Below are 23,855 nucleotides of genomic sequence, written 5' to 3' on the forward strand. Positions count from 1 at the left end.
ATCTCCTACTGAATGTTAGTACCTAGAAGGGTATGACCTAAAGGCCCTTGAACGAATCGGGCATTTAGGTGCCGTTTTCTCCCACTTAGACCCTTTTGTATCAACTCGAGGCTCTTGAAGTGGGAGTCTTACGGCACCTTACATACGGGATAAAAACATTAGAAGACCCCCTACTATTGTGAAATAAGGGGGTGAGTCTTTACAAGTTATAAACACTACGAAATATATCAATAAGTGCTTACTTATCAGCTTGGTTGTTCATTGCACGCATCATTTGATTGATTTTCTTTTTGGATGGTTTTTGTCCCATTTGCATCATTAAAGTTCGTAGCATTTGCTCATTAATCGGTGGATTCTTTTTTAAATAGCTCATCATATATTTTCTGGCAATAAAAAATCCAAGAGCAACACCAATTATTAACGCTGCTACAGCAATTAATACGACCCAAATCGTCTCCATGAAAAGCTTTCCTCCTTCGTGTTGTCTCTTATACAGTATAGTAAATCAACGAAAAGAAAACAATACTTCTTCTTCCGTTTGCCTGTATTTTAGAAATGGAGTTATCCAGCCAAAATTACATATATTTTCACCAACTATAAAAAGCATTGGTTCATATCTACGTAACATTGGAAATAGTAACTCCTCAGCATCTTCCAAGGTTTCACATCGAAATTTTAACTGTCTCTCATCAATATGTAAAGAAATAAACGCTTCTCTATTATATAGTTTCATATTTCGTTTGTCGATATAATCGATGCAATTTATATGTTTTTGTTGTTTCATATATGCTACAATCTCTTCACGATAAAAACGATACGTAATATATTCAAATTGTTTTCTTAAATCCATCCGATAAGGCTGCTTTTTATATTCTTTTAAAAATCGATATAACATCCCGCTCTTGTGAAAATAACGAATCGCCACTTCTTCAGTTAACCAATAAATAGAATACGTATACATCGCCTTTACCTCCTCCATTAATAATCCCTTTAAATGACCATTTAGACACTTCATCCTTATCTTATATTGGAAGTTACTTTTCTTTCGTAACTTTACGTGAAGATGTTCTTAAAAGATTCTCACCAGCAATTTATTGCTCCAATCAGTCTTTTAATAGTGGTCATTAATCTCTCCTACTTACTCTCCGATTAATATACGAAAAGAGTAGTGGTTTTCTCTTTTAATATGGGATAGAGTAAAAACTATTATACAGATTCTATGATTAAAAAACTGTCACATTATAAAAAAATTAACCACTTCTTTTGTCGAAGTATTGCTGTAGACGGATTTTTATAGGTTTATTGCTACAATCGAAAAGCCCAGCCTATGCTTAATTTCTCCAATTAGAAAAAACTTGGCTTGTCGCCAAGTTTTTATGGCGAAAGCTATAGTTTTTCTTATACTATAAAGCCTAAAGTTTTATTCTTTCCTATAGTGCAAAAATAGAATGGCCTAAAACTAGACCATTCTATTCGTTAGTTTATTAGTGATTCCACATGCTTCACAACATTCTCTACAGTAAATCCATATTCTTCTATCACTTTTTCACCTTTTGCAGAAGCACCAAATGTATGGATACCCATTATTTTACCATGTTCGCCAACATAACGTTCCCAGCCGAATGGAGCAGCCATTTCAATAGCAACTCGATTTTTAACTTCAGGAGGAAGAACTTTCGTTTTGTAACTCTCATCTTGAGCATTAAAACGATCCCAGGATGGTATGCTAACAACGCGTACGTCGATATTTTTTTCTTTAAGTACTGCTTGTGCACGAATAGCTAATTGTACTTCAGAACCAGTTGCTAACAATATCGCATCTGGAGTTTCTTTTTCAGTATCACTAATAATGTATGCACCTTTTTTAACACCTTCATATGCATGCTCTTTCGTCCCTGGTAGAGTTGGCAAGTTCTGTCTACTTAGAACAAGTGCTGTTGGTGTATCTTTAGATTCTAATGCTAAGCGCCAAGCAGCTTGTGTTTCATTACCGTCTGCTGGTCTAATTAGTGATAACCCTGGCAGAGCTCTTAATGAAGCCAGGTGTTCAATTGGTTCATGAGTTGGGCCATCTTCTCCTACTGCAATGGAATCATGCGTTAGTACATAAGTTACAGGCGCTTTCATTAATGCAGCAAGTCGAATGGAAGGACGCAAATAATCGTTAAATACGAAGAAGGTACCACCAAAAACGCGTAATCCTCCATGTAATGCCATACCATTTAATGCAGCCCCCATTGCATGTTCACGTACCCCAAACCAAATATTTCTACCGGCATAATTCTGACGGGAGAAATCATCTTCATCATTAATCGTTGTTTTATTAGATCCTGCTAAGTCAGCGCTACCCCCAAAGAAGTTAGGTACAGCTTTAGCAATAGCATTCAAAACTTTACCTGAAGATGCTCTTGTAGCAAGTGCAGCTTCTTCCGGATCAAATTGTGGCAGCTCCTTATCCCAACCTTCAGGCAGTTCATTATTTATTGCCAGTTCAAATTCCCTTGCTAATTCTGGATACTTTTCTCTATACTTATTTAAAATCTCATTCCATTCTTTTTCTAATGCTTGTCCTTTTTTAACGATCTTTTCATTAAAGTCTTCGTATACTTCTTCTGGAACATAGAAGTCTTCATGTGTCCATTTATAAAATTCTTTAGTTAACTTCACTTCATCTTTACCAAGTGGAGAACCGTGAGAAGCAGAGGAAGCGGATTTGTTTGGTGATCCGTAACCAATTATCGTTTTTACCTCAATCAGTGTCGGTTGCTCGGTATTTTCCTGAGCAGTTTTGATTGCTTCCCGAATTGAATTTACATCATTTCCGTCTTTTACAGTTAATACTTGCCAACCATATGCTTTAAAACGCTGTTCGGTATTTTCTGAGAATGAGCGATGAAGGTCACCATCAAGTGAAATGTCATTAGAATCATAAAGAGCTATCAATTTACCTAAGCCTAAATGACCTGCCAGTGATGCCGCTTCATGTGAAATACCTTCCATTAAATCTCCATCACTAACTAATGCATACGTATAATGATCAACAACTTCTAAGTCATCCTTGTTAAATTTTGCTGCAAGATGAGCTTCTGCCATTGCCATACCCACTGCCATAGCAATACCTTGTCCTAATGGCCCGGTTGTAGCTTCAACTCCATCTGTATGATGAACCTCTGGATGACCAGGTGTTTTCGATCCCCATTGACGGAAAGATTTTACATCGTCTATAGTAATATCGTATCCTGATAAATGCAGTAGGCTATATAGTAACATCGATCCATGACCGGCTGATAGGATAAAACGATCACGGTTAAACCATTTGGAATGCTTTGGATTATGGTTCATAAAATCCGTCCATAAGGTGTAAGCCATCGGCGCAGCTCCCATTGGAAGTCCCGGATGACCTGAATTTGCATGTTCAATAGCATCAATCGACAAAGTTCGTATCGTATTAATTGATTTTTGTTCAATCTCATTTAACATATAGTTGTGTCTCCTTTCATATTTAAAGCTGTTTTCACCCTTTATCCATTCTATAACGAAACCTACTTTGCTACAAGTGAAATCATGCACTTATAACCAAGTAGGTCTATACATCTTCTAAAAACCATTATTATACTTTTTTTGTAAAGCTTTTACTTTTTTAGGTGTCACATCATTCCCCTCGGGGTCAACTACTTTCATTGATTTAAAGTGATTCTTAAATGAAGCTCTGACACCTTGTAAATATTCATGTCTTAATTTTTTTTGCTCATTTTGTTCTTTAATTGTAAGACCATCTGTTTTTGCTTTTCGTGCTAACTGATTAATTCGCTCTATTTTTGCTTTTGAAAGCATTGATATTCCTCCCTACTAAATTAGCAATAGTATATGATACCATAATAATCGTATATTTAAAGGTTTCTGCTAGTAGAGGATGTTCAAAAAAATATAACATCATACGTTAGAAATAGGAAGTCTAGCACCCGAGTTAATTCAAAAAAATTTAGGGCTGAAGTATAAGTATGTCCAGGCTTTTGCCTAAGCCAAGGTTTGAAATTAGCTAAGTATTAGCTTGTTTCTAGCTCAGGTAATACTGCTTAATTGGAAACTGCACCTTGAGCTTCAGGGGGCTATTTACAATCTTTTTGAACATGCACTAGCAAGCTCTCTATTTACAATCTTAATCATTAATAAAATAAAAAGAAAAGAACTAAAATTAATTCTTATCCATCTTATCTTACTGATAATATATATAATATTCAAGTATTTTGGTATTCTTGATATCTTCGATGTACAGTTGCCTTTGATACTGGATAACCTAATCCAGTCAAAGTAGAGGCGATTTCTGCAAATGTTAAATTATTTTGTCTAAGTCGGATGACTTCGTCCATTGGAAAGTCCTTTCTTTCTCTTCCGGGAGCTTTATGTTGGTTGGAAAGATTTTTACTTGGATCGTATCCCGCTTCAATTGCTCTTTTCATTCCTCGTTTTATTTTTGCATTATGTATTTTTCGCTGATACTCCTCTACAATTCCAACAATTTGCAGTACCATGGAATCTGCCTCAGATACCTCTAATTTCCCATTATGGTAAGATGTATAGATTGGAATATTTAGTTTATGTAATTGATGAAACAGTGCGATTTTTGTATTTCCTCTTCCTAGTCGTGTTTCATCTTGAATAAGTAAACAATCTGCTTCTTTATCAGAAAATAAATCGAGCAGGTGAAAGATTCCTTCACGTTCAATGCTGTATCCACTCTCCTGCTCTTGAATGCATTCTACTATGGTAAATTGGTGATTTGCTGCTAACTCCAATAACTCATGCTTTTGCCTTTCAAGTGATGTTTCTTGTGTTTGCTTATCTGTACTCACACGACAGTAAATAACTGCTCTCACTTTCTTAAACTCCTTTTTACAAATTAACTAATCATAATAGAATAATATAAGAAACCTAATGTAAATGCAAAAGCTACAAGATAAAATACATCTGTTTTCGTTAGTTTTTGAAACATGATAATGGCCTCCTTATTCTATAATAGAACCTTTGTTCGCCGTATTTAACCAAAGTATGTCACGAACATATGATCTTGTCAAGTGTTTTTTCGAACGAATGTTTGCGTAACTTATTTTCTAATGGTAAACTAAGATTAATTAATTCTATGTGCGAGGTGATAGATACATGACTAAACTCTCCAAAAGACAGCAAATGATATTAGATTATATTAAAGAAGAAGTTATGAATAAAGGTTATCCACCGTCTGTCCGCGAAATTGCAAAAGCAGTTGGCTTGGCGTCGAGTTCAACTGTTCACGGTCACTTAGCAAGACTTGAAGATAAGGGCTATATCAGAAGAGATCCTACCAAGCCAAGAGCAATTGAAATACTAGATGTAGGTGAAGATGCTTCGATTCACAAGGAAGAAGCACGTTACGTTCCGGTAATTGGAAAAGTTACTGCCGGTTTACCTATTACTGCAGTGGAGAATATTGAAGAATTTTTGCCAATACCAGTAAATAGTTCAAGCCCTGATGATAATTTGTTTGTTTTAGTGATTGAAGGGGAAAGTATGATAGAAGCAGGTATTTTAGATGGCGATATGGTAATTGTGAAGCAACAAAACACTGCCGAAAATGGGGATATCGTCGTTGCCATGACCACGGAAAACGAAGCAACTGTTAAGCGTTTCTTTAAAGAAAAAGACCATTTTCGTCTACAACCTGAAAATTCGACGATGGATCCTTTAATTTATAAAGAAGTTACGATTTTAGGTAAAGTGATAGGCTTATATCGAAATATTCATTAAAAAACTGCCATCTGGCAGTTTTTTTCTAGGTTAGCTTTCAAATGCTAAAAGTAAAAATCTTTTTATTAAACAAAAACTTTGGCTTACTTCGTATTCGGATCAGGTGAGTCATCCGATGTTCTTAAAGCCCATAAAGGGGTATTATAAATATATTTTGGAGCCGGCTTTAGATGCGGTACCTCTCCAAAAGCAATTGGCTTGTCAACATAATTAAAGTTCCCATAGCCGTCCATACTTCTGCCATGTGCCCACCTTCCTGTTGCACTTGCTTCTCCTTGGGATAAATTGAAAAGCGTATAAGATACTTGCTGCTTTTCTAACTCCCGAGGAAATGTACTTGGCACAACAATGTTTTCCTTCTCTTCTAATTCACAAATCGCTGCGTACCATTGGTTTTGATGCATGGTATCTCTTGCTAATAACCACGAAAGCATATCTCTTACCCCGCGATCATTTGTCATCTCATATAATCGAGCTACTTGGAGGCGACCTTGTGATTCAGCATTCAAGTTTGCCCTAAAATCAGCTAGTAAATTTCCACTGGCAATGATATAATCTGCTGTCCAGCGGTTTCCAACACTATCTCCCGGCATCGCTCCGAGTCCGGAAACGATCGCGTGCTGTGGATTCGATCCACCAAGGATTGCAGCAATAATCGGGTCTTTAGCGGCGTCTTCCAATTCGACATCTGGTGCTCCATCTAATAATCTAGCTATCATTGTGGCAATCATTTCTACGTGTGCGATTTCTTCTGTACCTGTATCCATTAATAAATCCTTGTATTTTCCATTACCACGCATATTCCATCCTTGAAATAAATACTGCATCATTACTGAAATTTCACCAAACTGTCCCCCCAGTATTTCCTGTAACTTTTTCGCATATACCGGATCTGGTCGCTCTGGTTTAGCATGATACTGTAATTCCTTCACATGATAAAACAAATAACTCACCTACTCTTTGTTGTTGGTTACGTTACATTAACTAGCCTATGTAGCAAGTAATTTGTCCTATGTTTCTTTTTATTAAGAGATACCTGTTAATTGTTTGTCTATATTCCAGTTCATTTAAAATTAATGGGTAATCTGTTTATCCTGTGGAAAGAGGGTTAAAAAGAACCCTCCTTCATTACCTTAAGTCAGTGTGGAAAAATCAGCACCATAGATTTCTTCATATACCTATTCATAACCAGTTTGTTCCCATTTGGGAATTGATCAGGTAACATTTTTCGAAAGTAATTTCAACTTCTTTGAATTTCTTTTAAACTTTACGATAGCTTTGGGTGAACAAAATCTTTGCTCTTAGGGCTTCACGACCAAATATGATTCATTGTCTTAATTAAACGATTTAGGGACTCTGTATAGGTTTGTATGGGGGAATTGAAATAGTTGAATATTTCTTCTTCCCAATTATTCATAGCCTTAACCAGATCTTCAAAATAAGTCATCAATTCTTTAGGTACATTTGAAAGCCAAATTTGATAGAGTTTATAGGCATCGTTGATTGCTCAGCTTTATAGATGTCAAAGAATTGCTTTTTGAGTTCATAAGTCTGTCCAAACAATGTCACGTTTCGCTTGCATTGCCAGGTCAAAATATAGCTTGTTTTTTACCATGTTTATACAAGTTTGCAAGGGAACCACATTTGGGACAATGTGAAGGAGGTATAGCAGAACTAAGAATCTACAGTCATATTCTCTTAAAGTTGGTAGATTAATTATTGGTTAACATTTAAACTATCCTTTACTAAATATCGGTTTCTTAGTTAAAACTTGGTTTTTATTAAATTCTATTACCTTCATTTAATAATAAGAGCACCTATCCCTACAATCCAAATACGAAAAGAAAAAGATACATAGGTAAAAATTAAATCGAGTCGTTTCCTAAAAATGTGAAAACTACTAAAGCAAAATTATAAATAAAATAGCTAAAATATGATGCATATTTAAAAAAACAAAAACATTGTGAATGACACGTTCATCTGCTTTAGGAAAATTATCTTTTTTGCGTTTCTGTTTAAACACTTTATAACTTTCAAAAAGATAATTGCTACGAAACACCTGTAAGCACTTCATACGAAAATTCACCTTAAAAAAATAAACAAGAAAATAATCTCCAGAACAGCACCTATAAAATTACAAGTAATTATAAAGAATGTCGTCCACTTTGTTAAATAGTTCCCTATTTTTTCTTCCTTTCACACTTATTAATCAATCCTTCAAGTTAAAGTAAAGATATCTTTGCAGTTGAGTAATCTTGTTTCTACCATATCCGATTTATCCCACATCTAACCGGCAGTAAGACCTCTACCTAGAAGAGTGAGAAATCAAAAAGTCTAAGTGGAGGATAACGGAAAGTCAAAATGTCCGATTGGTTCAAGGGCCTTAGGTCATACCCTTGTTAACCATGAGTGGGGGATAAAAGAAAAACCCCCACTCACGGAAGTTTTACTTTATAAAAAAACGCCTGAGTTATTTCACTTCTCAGACATTGAAATGATAAATATTGTTTCTATGTTTTGTTTCGATATTCAGCTCGTTTTTTAGGTGTTTCATGGTTCTCTAGTTTAACCAACTGATAATCCGTTAATAAAACAATCAACAATTTCTTCTTCTAACTGACTTAATTTACGATTTAGTTGAGTAGAAAGCTCATTAACCAAATTTAAACGGTTTCTTTGATGTTTTTCTGTTAACTCACAAATTAACTTCAATAACTTTATATAAACCATAAAATCATCTTTAGATAATGGAGGTTCATGCGAAAGCACGTAGATTTCGGCATCAAACATTTCAATATTTTCTATGAGATGTCTAACATTATCAATCTTATATTGTGGTTGTAGTGTGTAAATACTTGGATATAAGCAGTCCCCTAAGAAAAGTACTTTTTCTTCCTCTATAAAAATGAGTGATGAGTCATCAGAATGATCTCCACCTACATGTTTGACTACACACCGAATACTACCTAAATCAATCTCAAATTTTTCTTTAAACGTAATATTAGGTAAAGTGATGGTGATATTTCTGTCTACTCCAAATTCTTTTTTTATCATATCTGAACAAAACTGATTCTCTAAGCCTTTTTCTACACGATTATCTAAAGCTTCGTCTGACCAATCATATTCCATAATTTTTTCAAGATGCATTTTTGTGTTTTCATTTGCTATAGTTAACATATTCATCCGATTTGTTCCAAAGCTATGATCCCAATGCCAATGTGTTAATATTACAGAATGATAATTGGTAATTTGACATTGGTCTAGTTCATCAAGAAATAACTTAGCATGTTTATCAGAATTTCCTGCATCTACAATTAAAGTTTGGTAGATCCCGCATATGGCAGCCAGTATTGGTCGATCTGTTTCAGGATCATGCGGTAAATAATGTATACGATTGGTTAGTTGTTTCAAATTTTTCTCCATTATCTTAACTCCCTTTGTTTTTTAGTTTCGAGAATCTTATTTAATGTATCCAGAACATTTTTTAACTCCGTTAAGCTTACTTTCGAGTAATATTTTTCCACAAGAATGTCGTCAATTTTTTTAAGAAGCTGATGAAACTCTTGCCCCCTAGCCCCAAGATAAATAAAAGCCTCTCTACGGTTTATTGAATTCTCCCTGCGATATATCATTTTCATTTCTTCAAGCTTTAAAATTACTTGACTAACCGCACTTTTGGAAATATCAAAATGATTTGCAATATCTTTCGCAATTACCGGCTCATTACGAATGATATAAAACATTATAAATTCTTGTTGAGGAGTTAAGTAAAAGTTCTCTAATTCCTTAACCTCTTTGGTTTCTTGTAAAACTAACAACTTGAACTGCTCAAATTTTTGATTGATTTTGTCTACCATTATTAAATAATCATGCATAGATTTATCACCCCTAATTCATTTTAAAGGTTTATAGTTAAGTTAAGTTTACTTAACTATTATATATTTGTCAATTATTTGGGTTATTTGAGAGATATGGAAAAAAATCAACTAACTCTAATCATATTTGTTTAAATAGAGGAGCCTTACCAATCGATCCATGACGTGAAGGTGAGATTATTTTGGGAAATATTGCAGATTTACATGTGTAATTAACTAATTCTTCCCGTCCAATCACGCCAACAGTATTTTTCTTCATTTTCCTATTCTACCTGGTCTTTCCTTTTTAAGGATATTCCTTAGTTAAGCGCTTTCTTTAATTTGAATAAAAAAATAGTATAGCTGGAATTAGATAGGCAGAATTCTTTGTGATTATAAATTTGGTAAAGCACTTAACTATTTTAGAGCACTTATGCAAATCTATTTCGTATTTTAAAGACTGTAAGAGCACGCATAAAGGTGGTCTGATGTTTTAATAAGGCAGTTAATAATACTGCAATTTAAATAATCATTTGCGTATTTAAATACGACCTTTTCGCAGGAGCAACAATGCGTGAAGATATGTCGTTTTCACATATTCTTGCTCCTGAGGATGGAAACTAAATTGTCACCAAACTGTGCTTCTTAAAGCTTTTGAGTTATCTTCATTATCTTTTTGAGGTTGATTTTTTTCCATCTCGGATTGTAGAACAATACTATTAACATTATCTAAATTAATAATTGTATTACTACTTTTATACCATTTAGAGTCATATCGTTTTAAACTAAAGAAAAAGTCATTTTTACTTTCTCTTTCCTCTTCGATTGCTATTTCTGATCCATCGTTCATAATAAATGTTATATAATATTTTTTCAATACGGACACCCCCTCTCTCTTCTATAATACGATAAAATGAAAGCAATTTCTCCCTTATACATAAAAATTTTTGATTCAAACAAAACTAGGAGAAATAATACTGAATTTCCTAACATTGCTCATCGACGTGAGAGCGGTTACAATACAGAAACCAAACAATGAATGTATTGGGATGTGCTGTTTTTTCTCAGTTAAACAAGTAGTTTATAAGAGGAAGTATCCACTATCCGCTATAAATATTTTATTAATATCAAAGGGATAAAGATCTTGTACTCCCCCACAACAACGTGAATACAAAAAACTAAATAAAGGCTATGAACAATCAGATATCTTGTTAAAAGATTATTTGAATTTTTTAGTTATAAGAATACAAGAAAGTAATGTAGGGGTACAGCCAACATTTCGGAAATTTTGTACGCTAAGCTTATTTTTACATAAAAAGTCGAATTTCCGCACGCTAAGGATTCGACTTTTTATTTTAGATTGACTTGTTCCACCTAACTGCCGTTACTTTAAGTACATTTTTCTCACAAAGTCTATTAAGGTTTAGAATAAAGTGATAGTTGGGCAAGTTTTTTATCGTTTGTAACATTTAGCAAGACTAAAGTTTCCTGAATTTTTTCAATGCTTGTGTGTTTATTAGGTATAGCAGAAGCGCATAGGCGATTAGGCCGATAATATAACCCCAGATTTGAAAGAAACCATCACCATAAACCATGACACCTTTGATTGCTGCTGCCCCATAATAAATAGGCATAATGTAACTCAGATTTCCGAGATGATAAGGAATCAGGTCTAAAGGAATCAACCCCGAAAAAAACACTTGTGGAATGATGGTAAACGGGATCATTTGTACCACTTGCAGTTCTGAATTAGCAAAAATTGAAATCGTCGCACCAAATAAAACGGCTGTCACGGCTAATAAAATCATCACGAGCAAAATCCAACCAATGTTCCCCACGGAACTTAATTGCAGGACAAACATGGAATAAAGAACAATGAGAATGGCTTGAATTACGGCAAACACGCCATATCCTATCGTATAACCAAGAATGACCTGGCCTCGTTTAATTGGTGTCATCAATAACCGTTCCAATGTCCCGCCACTTCTCTCTCTCACAAGTGCCATCCCCGAAATGATAAACACTAAGAAAAATGAGAATAAGGCAAGAAACACATAGCCAAGGGAATCAAAAGTTGTCTGGTCTTGTGACCCATAAACATAGGAAATATTTACTTTTGCTGAACGATTTAAGGAAGCCATGGCTGTTTGAATCTCACTAGCAGCCTTCGACCCTTTAGTAGAGGGCTCATACATTATAATGTTCGTACCCAAACTTTGTGAGAGGGTAAAAATAGCATCCACATCATGATGGTCCTTCAAATAGTTTTTTGCATGTTGGGCATCATTGTTTGTAACGTCTACAATATTCAAATCTTGTTCTTCCAAAGCAGTTATGAGAGAACCTGGCATAGCATTCTTATCAATTCCAACTGTCGGCACATAACCTGAATCACCCAATAATAAATAAACTAAAGTCAAAATCAATAGTGGAGCAACTAAGATCATCATGATGCTTCGTTTGTCATTTATTGTTTGACGGATGACACGTTTGGCTAAATGGATCATCGTACAGCACCACCTTTTGATTCACTTGAAGCAATGAAAAACAGTTCCTCGACCCGTCCGTTTTCAGTTTTTTCAAGTAGATTTGTCACGGTACCATATTCAATCAAGGAACCATTATAAATGAGTGCCGCTTTATCACACTCTGTCACTTCATCCATCACATGTGTAGAAACAATAATGGTTGTCCCAGAATCTTTAATTAACTGAAATTGGTCCCAAATAGTACGACGTAAAACGGGGTCGATTCCTACTGTCGGTTCATCTAAGAACAATATTTTAGGAGAATGTAAAATGGCAGTCGCAAGCGAAAGCCGCTTTTTCATACCTCCGGAAAAATTTGCCACCAATTTTCTTCGATGCTCTGTTAAATCAACTATAGCAAGCACTTCATCGATACGATTTTCCAATTTACGTTTATCAATATGGTAAAGCCCTCCAAAAAAATACAAATTGGCTTCAGCAGATAGATCGTTATATAACGCATCATTCTGCGGCATAAATCCTACCTTTTTTAACATGTTCATATTTGGCATTTGCACGTCTGCGAATTGAATAGTCCCCTCATCCGCAGTAATCGCGCCAATCATCAGGCGAATTAATGTTGTTTTTCCCGAACCAGAAGGACCAAGCAAACAACAAATTTGACCTGTCGGTATCGTGAACGTAATATTTTTTATGACTTGTTTTTGATCAAAACTTTTACTGACATGCGAGACTTGAATATCCATCGTTGTTCCTCCTCCAACAAAATAATCACGACAAAAATTTCTCAAAGAAATTGTTTTCCATTTATTCATATTTTCAGTTAAAATAATAAACAATGCACCATTTTATTGTATATTAAAATTATAATTTTTTTTAATTAAACACTATTCAATAATCAAAAATAAAGGATGTGTCGGTTAACCGACTATTTTATGAACGTGTTGAAAGAAATTTAGCGAACAAAATGGAATGGAGGATATAGGTTTAAGTATGATTTAATGACCAAATGTGAGGGAGAATTGGTGAAAGAAATGGAGGACAAGATTATAAAGAACATTGGAAAGTCATTGCAGATCTAGAAACAAACGCTCCGAATACAATACACTTTACCATTCCCATTTTTTGAATTTTTAAATTGAAATAGAGAATTTATGAAAGCTTTGTTGGGTCCAAAAGGAGATTTATCATTCCAAACAAAATTGAAAGTATTTATGTGGAAAGCCCTGTTTGATAGTAACAAGAATTCTATTTTTAAACAGGAAAATCTCCTTGTTCCACCAGAATACTTAAGTTTCTTTTATTATTAACAATAAATATTATCTTAAATACAATTTAGTATTATGTAGAAAAGATAGCAATTTCATGGCCAAATCAGCTTATTCAATGCCTTTAAACGTATCTTAAAACGAGTTGGCATGCAATTTCCCTACCAATTTATTCCCGAGAGTCTACACATGCTGTCATACAATGAGAAGCAGGCACAAATATAAAATACATTCAAAAGCGATAGGCATGGCAGTATAATGATAACCTCAGATATTTATTCTCACGTCTCTAAAAATTGATCAGAAAAATACTGCTCAGTTTGAAACTATCTGAACAGTATTTTAAACAGCAAATATTTTTTTATATTTTTGTGGCTGTTCCGTGGATGAAACGAGTAACTACAGTTAATTAAACGTTTCGCCCACACAACAAAACCCTTCTGTATCAAGCTTTAATACATTCTCAAATATTGTTCTCTTTCCCACGGGTGGACTTGTGTTTTAAACATTTCCCATTCGATTTCTTTAGCTTCTATAAAATGTTCAAATAGGTGATCGCCTAATGAATTAATAATAACATCACTTTTCTTTAATTCCTCTAATGCATTTGCTAAAGTACTAGGAAGATCATGAACGCCATTTTCTTCACGTTCTTCTTTCGTCATCACATAAATATTTCGGTCAACTGCAGGAGGTGGAGTCATTTTATTTTTTATCCCATCTAAACCAGCGGCTAATAGAGCAGCTAATGCTAAGTAAGGATTAGCTGACGGATCGACACTACGCGCTTCAACACGAGTACTAATACCGCGAGAATTAGGAATACGCATCAAACAGCTTCGGTTTGCACCAGACCAAGCAATGTAGCTAGGTGCCTCATAGCCGGGAACTAATCGTTTATATGAGTTAACGGTTGGATTAGTGATTGCTGTAAAACTGCTTGCATGCTTAATAATACCAGAAATAAATTGAAAAGCTGTTTTACTTAATCCCATCTCTCCATTTTTATCATAAAAAGCATTTTCACCATTTTTAAATAAGGACATATTTACATGCATTCCAGATCCGTTTACTCCGAATAATGGTTTAGGCATAAATGTAGCGTGCAAATTATGCTTTCGCGCGATTGTTTTTACAACTAATTTAAATGTTTGAATATCATCAGCATGCTTCACAGCATCAGAATATTTAAAGTCAATTTCATGTTGACCAGGAGCCACTTCATGATGAGAAGCTTCAATTTCAAAGCCCATTTCTTCTAACTCTAATACAATGTCTCTACGGCAATTCTCTCCTAAGTCCGTTGGAGCAAGGTCAAAATAACCGCCATGATCATTTAACTCTAAAGATGGTTCGCCTTTATCATCTAGTTTAAAAAGAAAAAATTCAGGCTCTGTTCCAATATTAAACGCATCAAACCCAAGTTCTTGCATTTTCTTCAAGTTTCTTTTTAAATTATAACGTGGGTCTCCTTCAAACGGTGTTCCATCGGTTTTATAGATGTCACAAATGAATCGAGCAACCTTGCCTTTATCTGATGTCCATGGGAATACAACAAATGTATCTAAATCAGGATATAAATACATATCTGATTCCTCGATACGAACAAAGCCTTCAATGGATGAACCATCAAACATCATTTTATTATCTAACGCTTTGTCTAATTGGCTCAGAGGAATTTCTACATTTTTGATCGTGCCTAGCATATCTGTAAATTGCAAACGAATGAATCGCACATTTTCCTCCTTAATCCGTCTTACCACATCTTCTCTCGTATAACCTTGTCCCATAACTTTCCTCCTATAAATAGTTTTTATTTGAATTAGGAAAACAAATAGTTGAAGATAATCCCATTTGTTTTCCTATTTAAAACTAATGGTTAATGAAAAACCTGGAGAGTTCTCCTTGCCGTAAATTTGTTTTAATGTGAAAACTTGGATCTTTCAATTCATTTTTTAAAATTTTACGTAATTCTCTGTCAGATAGATTGGATGATTCTGAAAATTTTTCATCATTTTTTTGCTTTGTATTATCTTCTTCCAAAAGTAGCTTAATACCAGCAATATTAAGACCTTTATCCAAGTAATCTTTGATTTCTAGCAAACGATCCACATCATTAAACGAAAACAAACGTTGATTACCACTTGTTCTTTCTGGGTGAATTAAACCGTGCTCCTCATAATACCTTATTTGCCTGGCTGTTAATTCCGTTAACTTCATCACAATACCTATGGCAAATAAAGGCATCGAACGACGATCCTTATCATTCAATTCATGACCCCCTAAAAAATAATTCTTTCTCATTATATGTTATGTAATCTAACATGTCAATTGCATGTTAGGTTTTCTTACACGCGTTTTTTCAAATTTAAGTTTTTACGTAACTGTGAATATGCTGCCATAAAGAATATGGTTGGCTTAATAGAAAAGTAAAAAAGAGCGTAATTAATTCCTGCTCTTTTGTTACTTCCCCTAATTATTCAATTACAAACCATTTATCCCGCATGTAACTTGCAGTAAGACCTCCACTTCCATGCTACGAGGAAAAAACTAGGAGGTTAGGTGGGAGGATCTAACTGCAAGTAAATGCCCGATTCGTTTAACTAACATTCCGTGTGAAAAGCGTTCTACGGAATGAAGTTTCACTTTATTTGTAATTTTCTTAATGACTCGATTAGTGCAATCTTAACGTGGGCATATGTTAATCCACCTTGAACAAAGGCAATATACGGTGGGCGTAATGGGCCGTCTGCAGATAATTCAATACTAGCGCCTTGGATGAATGTACCAGCAGCCATAATTACCTCATCCTCATATCCAGGCATTTCGCTTGGATAAGGCTTAACATAGGAGTTGACAGGTGAATTTTCCTGAATGGCTTGACAAAAAATTATCATCTCTTCTTTATTATTAAATATTACCGATTGAATTAAATCAGTTCTGTTTTCATTAAACTTTGGTGAAGATATATAACCAGCCATTTCCATAAATCGAGCCGTGAAAATAGCTCCCTTTAATGCTTCGCCAACTACGTGTGGAGCAAGAAAGAAGCCTTGATACATTTCTTGCAGAACATTGAAAGTAGCGCCACTTTCCTTTCCTAGTCCTGGAGCAGTTAATCTGTTGGCGCAACGCAAAACCAATTCTTCTTTACCGACAATATAACCACCTGCTTGTACTAATCCTCCGCCAGGGTTTTTAATTAACGAACCAGCAATTAAGTCAGCACCTACGTGAGGTGGCTCTTGTACCTCTGCGAATTCGCCATAACAATTATCCACAAATACAATTAAATGCGGATTAATGGATTTGACAAATTGGATCATTTCTTTTATTTCTTCGATCGCAAAAGAAGGTCGATCATCATAACCTTTTGAGCGCTGAATACCTATTACTTTTGTTTTTTCCGTTATTGCTTGTTTGACAGCAGAAAAATTAATTGCACCATTTTCCAATAGATCCACATGCTGATAATCAACTTGAAAATCGCGTAAAGAGCCAGCATTGCTCCCACGTATTCCAATAACTTCTTCTAAGGTATCGTAAGGTTTTCCTGTAATATAGATCAATTCATCACCAGGACGAAGCACCCCAAATAAGGCAGTTGTAATAGCATGAGTTCCTGAAACGATTTGCGGTCGAACAAGAGCGTCTTCACCGCCAAAAACCGTTGCATAAATTTTTTCTAATACTTCACGGCCCAGATCATCATAACCATAACCACTCGTCGAATGAAAATGACTATCACTTACTCGATGCTGACAAAATGCATCTAATACCCGTTTTTGATTTACTTCAACCATTCGATTTATTTCTTCATGTTGTTCTTTACAATCTTTTTCTGCTTGTTTTGCTAACTGTTCTACCATTTTATTTCTGTTACTCCTTACTCCACTAATAGCCGATTTAACGGAATCTCGTTTCGCATATATCCTTTTACTTCATATACTTGTCTAACTTCATCAAATTGTTTTTTCTCAATAATTGTATCTCGTTCCAATTGCTGTAACAGTTTGCCTTGATCTGGTGGCAGAGAAACCGCATAGTATTCCCATTCTTTTATTAATAGATGTTCTATCGTCGTTAGGACTAGATTAATATCAGCTGCTTCATAAGCACTAATAAATAGATGAGGATGATTGATTGGGATTACATCCTGCTTGATAAGATCTTTTTTATTATAAACGGTAAGCATTGGAAACGTTTGCGCATTCAACTCTTTTAACAATTCTAATACCGTATCCTGCTGCTGATTTAGATTCGGATGTGATCCATCAACCATATGAATGAGAAAATCGGCTTCCGTAACCTCTTCCAAAGTAGATTTAAAAGCAGCAATTAATGATGTTGGTAAATCTTGTAGAAAACCAACTGTATCTGTAATTAATACTTGCATCCCTGATGGAAGCTGGATTTGCCTTGTCAGAGGATCAAGAGTAGCAAATAATTGATCTTCTTCCAAAGAATTACTATTGGTTAGCCGATTAAAAAGCGTCGATTTACCTGCATTCGTATAGCCAACAATGGCAATTTGAAATACATCATTCGTCTTACGTCGCTTGCGATATTGTTCTCTTTGCTTTACTACTGTAAGTAGTCGCTGTCTGATATCATGTATGCGTCTTCGAATATGGCGTTGATCTGTCTCTAATTTTGTTTCTCCGGGCCCCCTCGTTCCGATACCTCCACCAAGACGAGACAGTTCAATACCTTGTCCTCGCAATCTCGGCAACATATATTCAAGCTGAGCAAGTTCTACTTGCAGCTTTCCCTCTTTTGTACGGGCACGTTGTGCAAAAATATCTAAAATCAATTGGCTTCGATCGATAATGCGCACACCAAAGGAGCTCCCTAGATTTCGTAACTGACCAGGGGATAATTCATCATTAGAAATAACTAAATCAATTGCACTTTCTGTAACCAACGATTTTATATCTGCTATTTTTCCTGAACCAATATATGTAGCAGGATGAATCTTATCCCGCTTTTGTGTAACGATATGGATGACTTTTCCACCTGCTGTATCACTTAAGGATTGTAATTCAGCTAGTGACGACTGGAATTGGTCTTGGTCTTGCGATGGCTGTTTGACAGCAATAATAAGAATTCTTTCTTTTGACACAAACAGAACCTCTTTCTTTTCTCTTGACTATTCTCGTATTCAAGCTCTCCTATCTATCATAGCAAATAATAAGAAATACACCAAAGTTTATCTATTTTAACAAAAGTTCAAAGCCCAAAAATTGACCGCTCCAATGATTAAAATGGTTTTAATTGTAGATCTCTTGCAGTTAAATAAATTAGATCATCTGTCGTAAAATGTTCATTTTCTAATAATCTGACGGCATGTGTACGAATGGCACCTTCAATTATATTGCGAACATAACGGGCATTAGAAAAATTACGGTTATACTCTCTTGTTTTTCTCAATAAATGCGTTTTTAATTCTAATTCTGCATCTTTGGTTAGCTGGTATTCACGTTCGGCAGCCATTCGCTTGGCGATTTTAAGTAATTGTGTTGCACCATAATCCTGAAATTCCAAAATAAATGGAAACCTTGACTCTAAACCAGGATTTAGCGCTAAAAACCGCTCCATTTCATACGGATATCCAGCAAGGATTAATACAAAGTCATGCTGATGATCCTCCATCTGCTTTACTAATGTATCAATCGCTTCTTTGCCAAAATCTTTTTCTCCACCTCGAGCCAGTGAGTATGCTTCATCAACAAACAACACCCCACCTTGTGCCTTTTGCACTAGTGCCCTTGTTTTCTGAGCGGTTTGACCAATGTATTCTCCGACTAAGTCTGCACGTTCTGCTTCAATACAATGCCCTTTTGACAACAGATCCATATCATAATACAATTTGGCAAGCTTCCTGGCAACTGTCGTTTTACCTGTACCTGGGTTTCCTTTAAATAGCATATGCAAGACTTGTTGATGGTTCATTAATCCAAGTTCTTTTCTTTTCTTGTTTATAATAACAGTAGCGTAAATTTCCTTGATTCGCTCTTTTAATTCCTTCATACCGATAAATGAAGAAAACGCTTGATCAATTTCATGAAACGGATTTTTCTTTTTTGCACCTTGTAAGCGTGGAGAGGATAAATGCGTGCTGCTTTTCTCCTTTAAAATAATATTCACTTGCCCATTTCGGTTTCTTATCATTTGCGTTTCCATGTCATCACCCCTCAGTTAGTTTTAGTATACGTCTAAAACAAAAAGGTGTGACATTTGCCTAGGTAACTTTTAGAAAAACTTAGCTTGTCGCCAAGTCTTTATGGCGAAAGCTATAGTTTTCTTATACTATAAACTATAAAGTTTTATACTTTCCTATAGTGTAAAAAAGAAATTCATTCCACATCTAAGATGCTGTAGGAATCCCGCTTCAAGAGTTAGAGAATACGAAGAAATAACGACACTTTACATTCAGGAAAAAGGAAAACAACGACGGTGGTAGGAGTCAATGTTGACTTGTCTCAAAGTATGGTGCTTAAGCTAAACAACGCTCTTTTAAAAAGGATATCCATCATGCAGAAGAAGATATAATTTCCTATATGATCAAAAACCGGATGCATTTCCGCACCCGGTTTTTATATTATTCCTTTTCCAATTCAACGTTTTTAGCTGGGGAAAAGGTAGAAATCGCATGTTTAAAAATTAATTGCTGCTTTCCATCGGATTCAATTAAAACAGTAAAATTATCAAATCCTTTGATAACTCCTCGAAGTTGAAAGCCATTGGTTAGAAAAACAGTTACTGCAATACGGTTCTTCCTAAGTTGATTTAAATATTGGTCTTGAATATTTACGGTTTGCGCCATTATACTTCCTCCTCATATCTATCTACTATATCTAGTTCGACCTAGCTATGCAAAAATCCTGCAAGATCGTCTAAAATTTTTCTAAATTTTTCATTAATTGCTCCATCTGAAACGTCATACCAAACTACATCCATTTTATTACGAAACCAAGTATATTGTCTTTTAGCATAGCGACGTGAATTTTGTTTTAGCGTTTCGACCGCTTTCTTTAACGTTTTTTCTCCCTTAAAATAAGGAATAAACTCTTTATAGCCGATCGCCTGCATGGATTGTTCATGAGTATAGCCTTTTTGATATAATTTTTTAACCTCATTAATAAGTCCACGTTCCATCATCATGTCAACTCGATGGTTAATTCGTTTATATAATTCATCTCTTTGCATTTCAAGCCCGATTAATTTTACATCAAAAGGTGATTCCTTCACCTGTTGTTGAAAATCTGACATTCTTTTTCCTGTTGTCTCGTAAATTTCTAAAGCTCTAACAACACGTCGATAGTTATTTGGATGAATTTTAGCCGCCTGCTTAGGATCAATTTCCTGTAATCTCTTATATAGCGGTTCAATCCCAAAAGCGGCTATCTCATTTTCTAGTTTTTCAACTACTTCTTCATCTCGTTTGTAAGTTGGAAAATTATAACTATAAAGCGCTGCCTGAACATATAAACCACTACCACCAACAAGAATAGGAAGCTTATTCTTTTTTGAAATGATATCAATATAATGGGTAACGTATTGCTGAAAATCCGCAACAGAAAAAGGTTCATCGGGATCTTTCATATCAATCATATAATGAGGAATCCCTTGCATTTCTTCTTTCGTTATTTTCGCAGTACCAATATCCATCCCTCTATAAACTTGCATAGAGTCCCCACTAATAACTTCCCCGCTAAATCGTTTGGCTACTTCTATACTTAATTTTGTTTTACCTACGGCGGTAGGGCCCACTATGGCAATGACTTTATTTTTCATTCGTATTCCCCTAATTCTACTGCATTATTTATCTTGTAAATAAGCTCTAAGCATCCAGATATATTTTTCCAGATTTGCCTGTATCCCTATCAGTAAATCCTCTGTTGGACTGTCATGTAGACGGCTTGCTTCTGGTAAACCTTGATCTTGAATTTCCGATACCATTTGCTGAAGGTCTGAAACTAGTTGTTGAATGATTTCATGTTCCTTATCGTCAGCAGAAGCCTCTTCTAACGTCGCCTCTTTAATATATTTCACCATTGTTGCTAATGGTTTTCCATTAATCATTAAAATTCGCTCAGCAACTTCATCTAAATCTTGAGCTATTTGGTCATACATCTCTTCAAATTGTTTGTGTAATACAAAGAAGTTTCTCCCTTGAATAAACCAGTGATAACGATGTAATTTTACATACAATACAAATTGATTAGAAAGAAGTTGATTTAAAAAATTTACAAGCGTTTGATTTTCCATAGCACACACCTTTTCTATTTTTTCTTAGTATTGGAAAGATGTGGCTATTTTTATACATAGTTACATCACTCGTTTAAACATTTTCTTCAATTCATACGTGGAAAAATGAACAATAATTGGTCTGCCATGCGGACAAGTGAACGGATCTTCCGTCTGTCGTAAGTCTTCAAGCAGTTGAAACATTTCGTCTTGATTTAAATAATGATTTGCCTTAATGGACCGCTTGCAAGACATTAAAATTGCCGCATCTTCACGAATTTTTTCAACATCTATTTTTTCATCACTCATTATTTGTTCAACCATTTCCCGGATAATATCTTCCTCATATCCAGTTGGAAACCAATTTGGGTGTGAACGAATAATATATGTTTGGTGACCAAATGATTCAAAAAAAATTCCTGCTTGTTTTAGTTCTTCTTTATATTGTTCAATCCAAATAGATTCCTGCTTGGAAAATTCAAATGTTAATGGGATTAATAATTCTTGTAACTCATTGATTGGCGCTCCTAGTTTTTTCTTGAAGAACTCATACTTCACTCGTTCTTGTGCCGCATGTTGATCAATCATGTATAAACCATTTTCGTTTTGCGCTAAAATATACGTTCCTTGCAGCTGCCCAATTGGATACATAATTGGGACGCGTGGTTCTTCCAGACTCGTTTCATGAATTGTCTCGTCGATTTTAACTTCATCGTTATTTTCTGTATATTGTTTTTGTTCTATAACAGGTTCGGATAAGTACGGTTCTTGTTCTGTCACTGTTATATGCTCTTCTATCTTCTTATCCATAAAAGAAGAGGATGTAGTCGGTTCATATATCGTCTGTTGCCAATGATCATCATTTCTTGGTTGTGATGTTGGTTCACTAAAATCCATGCTATGTTGAACCGTTTTTACTTTAGGTAAAGGTTTCTGCTCTATTTCGGGAATTAAAGTAATCTCTTTAAAGCGATTTTTTATGGCTAGTTCAATCGCTTGAAACAGTTCTTTATCTTTACTAAAACGTACTTCCAGCTTAGTGGGATGAACATTAACATCGACTAATATCGGATCCATTTGAATCAATAAGACAACAATAGGTGAACGACCAATTGGAAGTAATGTATGATACGCTTGAATGATCGCTTTATTTAAAGGAATGCTTTTAATATATCGCCCATTTATAATTGTCGAAATGTAATTTCTCGAAGCTCTCGTCACTTCGGGCTTAGCAATATACCCTTCGATCTTAAAATCAAGCGTTTCATGTTTAACATCAAGCATCTGCCTAGCTACATTCATACCATAAACTTGAGAAATAACCTGTAATAAATCTCCGGTTCCAGCTGTTCGAAAAATCCCCCTTCCATTATGTGTTACTTCAAAGCGCACTTCAGGATGAGATAAAGACAGCCGGTTGATTAAGTCAGTAATATGACCAAGCTCGGTATGAATGGTCTTCATATATTTTAAACGGGCAGGCGTATTATAAAATAAATCGGTTACCGTAATTTCGGAGCCCTTTCTTGCTGATGCCTTCTTTTTTCCGGTTACTTTTCCTCCTTCCAGAGCCAAATAAGTTCCTGCTTCTTCACCAGTTGAAGTTTGTATCGTTAATTTACTTACAGAAGCAATACTGGCAAGTGCCTCCCCGCGGAATCCCAGCGTACGGACATGGAATAAATCTGTTTCACTTTTAATTTTACTCGTGGCATGACGTAAAAAAGCGGTTTCGCAATCTGCTTCGGACATTCCTTCTCCATTATCTGTCACCTTGATTTCTTCAAGGCCTGCCTCCTTAATATCAATTTTTATCCATGTACTGTTTGCATCGATGCTGTTTTCAACAAGTTCCTTCACTACAGAAGCCGGTCGCTCTACAACTTCCCCAGCTGCGATTTTATTGGCGAGCGCATCTGGCATCTGAATTATTTTCATGCAAACATCCCTTCCTTCTAAACATAAATATGAAACAAGAGCGCGAGTTCCTAACAGTAACTGACAAATTCCTCGCGTATTCAGATCAACAATGACAAACGACGAGAAAGTCCATTTTCAGTGTCTAAGAAACAATACCCGTTTTTTACATGCGGCTATCTCTTTTGAAAATAGCTTTGTCTAGCTTATGCGTTCAAGCTATAGCAAACTTCAATCTGCTTCCTATGGTAAGTTAACATCAGCTCGAATCTAAAGGAAGGCTGACTAAAAAC

General features: G+C 35.2%; 23 protein-coding genes. 1 reads left to right on the forward strand and 22 read right to left on the reverse strand.

What is annotated here, in order from left to right; genetic code table 11:
* Positions 1–238: 238 nt before the first annotated feature.
* The 5 genes from KQI21_RS12945 to KQI21_RS12965 form a co-directional block, all read right to left on the reverse strand.
* Entirely contained in the window at positions 239–460 is a 222-nt protein-coding gene (locus tag KQI21_RS12945) for a YneF family protein (RefSeq protein WP_216484596.1), read from the reverse strand.
* Between the two features lie 45 nt (positions 461–505).
* Positions 506–961: a sporulation inhibitor of replication protein SirA gene (sirA, locus tag KQI21_RS12950; protein WP_216484597.1), complete on the reverse strand. Its 456-nt coding sequence runs from the start codon at positions 959–961 to the stop codon at positions 506–508.
* Between the two features lie 515 nt (positions 962–1,476).
* Positions 1,477–3,480: a transketolase gene (tkt, locus tag KQI21_RS12955; RefSeq protein WP_216484598.1), complete on the reverse strand. Its 2,004-nt coding sequence runs from the start codon at positions 3,478–3,480 to the stop codon at positions 1,477–1,479.
* Between the two features lie 117 nt (positions 3,481–3,597).
* Positions 3,598–3,834, reverse strand: coding sequence for a DUF896 domain-containing protein (locus KQI21_RS12960; RefSeq protein WP_216484599.1), 237 nt, complete (start codon positions 3,832–3,834; stop codon positions 3,598–3,600).
* 404 nt (positions 3,835–4,238) lie between these two features.
* Positions 4,239–4,877, reverse strand: coding sequence for a YneB family resolvase-like protein (locus KQI21_RS12965; RefSeq protein WP_216484600.1), 639 nt, complete (start codon positions 4,875–4,877; stop codon positions 4,239–4,241).
* Between the two features lie 283 nt (positions 4,878–5,160).
* Between KQI21_RS12965 and lexA the strand changes: the two genes are divergently transcribed.
* Entirely contained in the window at positions 5,161–5,784 is a 624-nt protein-coding gene (lexA, locus tag KQI21_RS12970; RefSeq protein WP_216484601.1) for a transcriptional repressor LexA, read from the forward strand.
* An 83-nt stretch (positions 5,785–5,867) separates the two neighbouring features.
* Here the strand turns inward: lexA and KQI21_RS12975 are convergent, their stop codons facing one another.
* The 17 genes from KQI21_RS12975 to mutL form a co-directional block, all read right to left on the reverse strand.
* Positions 5,868–6,728 carry a manganese catalase gene (locus KQI21_RS12975; protein WP_216484602.1) on the reverse strand — a complete coding sequence of 287 codons (861 nt, stop codon included), beginning with the start codon at positions 6,726–6,728 and terminating at the stop codon, positions 5,868–5,870.
* Positions 6,729–7,093: 365 nt separating this feature from the next.
* Positions 7,094–7,288 (reverse strand): transposase, encoded by a 195-nt coding sequence (locus KQI21_RS16945; RefSeq protein WP_216484744.1) that lies wholly within the window; start codon positions 7,286–7,288, stop codon positions 7,094–7,096.
* Positions 7,289–7,684: 396 nt separating this feature from the next.
* A complete protein-coding gene (locus KQI21_RS12985; RefSeq protein ID WP_216484603.1) occupies positions 7,685–7,858 on the reverse strand; it encodes a hypothetical protein in 174 nt (57 codons plus the stop codon).
* 491 nt (positions 7,859–8,349) lie between these two features.
* Positions 8,350–9,207, reverse strand: coding sequence for an MBL fold metallo-hydrolase (locus tag KQI21_RS12990; RefSeq protein ID WP_216484604.1), 858 nt, complete (start codon positions 9,205–9,207; stop codon positions 8,350–8,352).
* The gene (locus KQI21_RS12995; protein ID WP_216484605.1) at positions 9,207–9,659 is read right to left on the reverse strand and encodes a MarR family winged helix-turn-helix transcriptional regulator; all 453 of its coding nucleotides are present in this window, start codon (positions 9,657–9,659) and stop codon (positions 9,207–9,209) included. The genes KQI21_RS12990 and KQI21_RS12995 overlap by 1 nt, the downstream gene beginning before the upstream one ends.
* Before the next feature lie 607 nt (positions 9,660–10,266).
* On the reverse strand, positions 10,267–10,515 hold the full coding sequence (locus KQI21_RS13000) for a hypothetical protein (RefSeq protein WP_216484606.1): 249 nt from the start codon (positions 10,513–10,515) through the stop codon (positions 10,267–10,269).
* Between the two features lie 601 nt (positions 10,516–11,116).
* The gene (locus KQI21_RS13005) at positions 11,117–12,145 is read right to left on the reverse strand and encodes an ABC transporter permease (protein ID WP_216484607.1); all 1,029 of its coding nucleotides are present in this window, start codon (positions 12,143–12,145) and stop codon (positions 11,117–11,119) included.
* A complete protein-coding gene (locus KQI21_RS13010; RefSeq protein WP_216484608.1) occupies positions 12,142–12,873 on the reverse strand; it encodes an ABC transporter ATP-binding protein in 732 nt (243 codons plus the stop codon). The genes KQI21_RS13005 and KQI21_RS13010 overlap by 4 nt, the downstream gene beginning before the upstream one ends.
* A 974-nt stretch (positions 12,874–13,847) precedes the next feature.
* Positions 13,848–15,185, reverse strand: coding sequence for a type I glutamate--ammonia ligase (gene glnA / locus KQI21_RS13015; RefSeq protein ID WP_216484609.1), 1,338 nt, complete (start codon positions 15,183–15,185; stop codon positions 13,848–13,850).
* Between the two features lie 82 nt (positions 15,186–15,267).
* On the reverse strand, positions 15,268–15,666 hold the full coding sequence (locus KQI21_RS13020; protein ID WP_216484610.1) for a MerR family transcriptional regulator: 399 nt from the start codon (positions 15,664–15,666) through the stop codon (positions 15,268–15,270).
* Between the two features lie 371 nt (positions 15,667–16,037).
* Entirely contained in the window at positions 16,038–17,264 is a 1,227-nt protein-coding gene (locus KQI21_RS13025; RefSeq protein WP_216484611.1) for a methionine gamma-lyase family protein, read from the reverse strand.
* A gap of 17 nt (positions 17,265–17,281) precedes the next feature.
* Complete coding sequence (gene hflX, locus KQI21_RS13030) at positions 17,282–18,517, reverse strand: GTPase HflX (RefSeq protein ID WP_216484612.1); 1,236 nt, start codon at positions 18,515–18,517, stop codon at positions 17,282–17,284.
* A 137-nt stretch (positions 18,518–18,654) separates the two neighbouring features.
* Positions 18,655–19,578, reverse strand: coding sequence for an AAA family ATPase (locus tag KQI21_RS13035; RefSeq protein WP_216484613.1), 924 nt, complete (start codon positions 19,576–19,578; stop codon positions 18,655–18,657).
* A gap of 418 nt (positions 19,579–19,996) precedes the next feature.
* Entirely contained in the window at positions 19,997–20,221 is a 225-nt protein-coding gene (gene hfq / locus KQI21_RS13040) for an RNA chaperone Hfq (RefSeq protein ID WP_077320497.1), read from the reverse strand.
* Positions 20,222–20,262: 41 nt separating this feature from the next.
* Positions 20,263–21,192 (reverse strand): tRNA (adenosine(37)-N6)-dimethylallyltransferase MiaA, encoded by a 930-nt coding sequence (miaA, locus tag KQI21_RS13045; protein WP_216484614.1) that lies wholly within the window; start codon positions 21,190–21,192, stop codon positions 20,263–20,265.
* Between the two features lie 24 nt (positions 21,193–21,216).
* Positions 21,217–21,666 (reverse strand): Dps family protein, encoded by a 450-nt coding sequence (locus tag KQI21_RS13050; RefSeq protein ID WP_216484615.1) that lies wholly within the window; start codon positions 21,664–21,666, stop codon positions 21,217–21,219.
* Positions 21,667–21,726: 60 nt separating this feature from the next.
* Positions 21,727–23,583, reverse strand: coding sequence for a DNA mismatch repair endonuclease MutL (gene mutL, locus KQI21_RS13055; RefSeq protein ID WP_216484616.1), 1,857 nt, complete (start codon positions 23,581–23,583; stop codon positions 21,727–21,729).
* Between the last annotated feature and the right edge of the window lie 272 nt (positions 23,584–23,855).

Origin of the sequence: Virgibacillus proomii, assembly GCF_018916875.1 — a bacterium.
Classification (GTDB): Bacteria; Bacillota; Bacilli; order Bacillales; family Amphibacillaceae; genus Virgibacillus; species Virgibacillus proomii_B.

Excerpts from the sequence above, each read along its gene's own strand:
- KQI21_RS12945 (WP_216484596.1), bottom strand. The coding sequence starts at position 460 with ATGGAGACGATTTGGGTCGTATTAATTGCTGTAGCAGCGTTAATAATT.
- sirA (WP_216484597.1), bottom strand. The coding sequence starts at position 961 with ATGTATACGTATTCTATTTATTGGTTAACTGAAGAAGTGGCGATTCGT.
- tkt (WP_216484598.1), bottom strand. The coding sequence starts at position 3,480 with ATGTTAAATGAGATTGAACAAAAATCAATTAATACGATACGAACTTTG.
- KQI21_RS12960 (WP_216484599.1), bottom strand. The coding sequence starts at position 3,834 with ATGCTTTCAAAAGCAAAAATAGAGCGAATTAATCAGTTAGCACGAAAA.
- lexA (WP_216484601.1), top strand. The coding sequence starts at position 5,161 with ATGACTAAACTCTCCAAAAGACAGCAAATGATATTAGATTATATTAAA.
- KQI21_RS12985 (WP_216484603.1), bottom strand. The coding sequence starts at position 7,858 with ATGAAGTGCTTACAGGTGTTTCGTAGCAATTATCTTTTTGAAAGTTAT.
- KQI21_RS12990 (WP_216484604.1), bottom strand. The coding sequence starts at position 9,207 with ATGGAGAAAAATTTGAAACAACTAACCAATCGTATACATTATTTACCG.
- KQI21_RS12995 (WP_216484605.1), bottom strand. The coding sequence starts at position 9,659 with ATGCATGATTATTTAATAATGGTAGACAAAATCAATCAAAAATTTGAG.
- KQI21_RS13005 (WP_216484607.1), bottom strand. The coding sequence starts at position 12,145 with ATGATCCATTTAGCCAAACGTGTCATCCGTCAAACAATAAATGACAAA.
- KQI21_RS13010 (WP_216484608.1), bottom strand. The coding sequence starts at position 12,873 with ATGGATATTCAAGTCTCGCATGTCAGTAAAAGTTTTGATCAAAAACAA.
- glnA (WP_216484609.1), bottom strand. The coding sequence starts at position 15,185 with ATGGGACAAGGTTATACGAGAGAAGATGTGGTAAGACGGATTAAGGAG.
- KQI21_RS13025 (WP_216484611.1), bottom strand. The coding sequence starts at position 17,264 with ATGGTAGAACAGTTAGCAAAACAAGCAGAAAAAGATTGTAAAGAACAA.
- KQI21_RS13035 (WP_216484613.1), bottom strand. The coding sequence starts at position 19,578 with ATGGAAACGCAAATGATAAGAAACCGAAATGGGCAAGTGAATATTATT.
- hfq (WP_077320497.1), bottom strand. The coding sequence starts at position 20,221 with ATGGCGCAAACCGTAAATATTCAAGACCAATATTTAAATCAACTTAGG.
- miaA (WP_216484614.1), bottom strand. The coding sequence starts at position 21,192 with ATGAAAAATAAAGTCATTGCCATAGTGGGCCCTACCGCCGTAGGTAAA.
- KQI21_RS13050 (WP_216484615.1), bottom strand. The coding sequence starts at position 21,666 with ATGGAAAATCAAACGCTTGTAAATTTTTTAAATCAACTTCTTTCTAAT.
- mutL (WP_216484616.1), bottom strand. The coding sequence starts at position 23,583 with ATGAAAATAATTCAGATGCCAGATGCGCTCGCCAATAAAATCGCAGCT.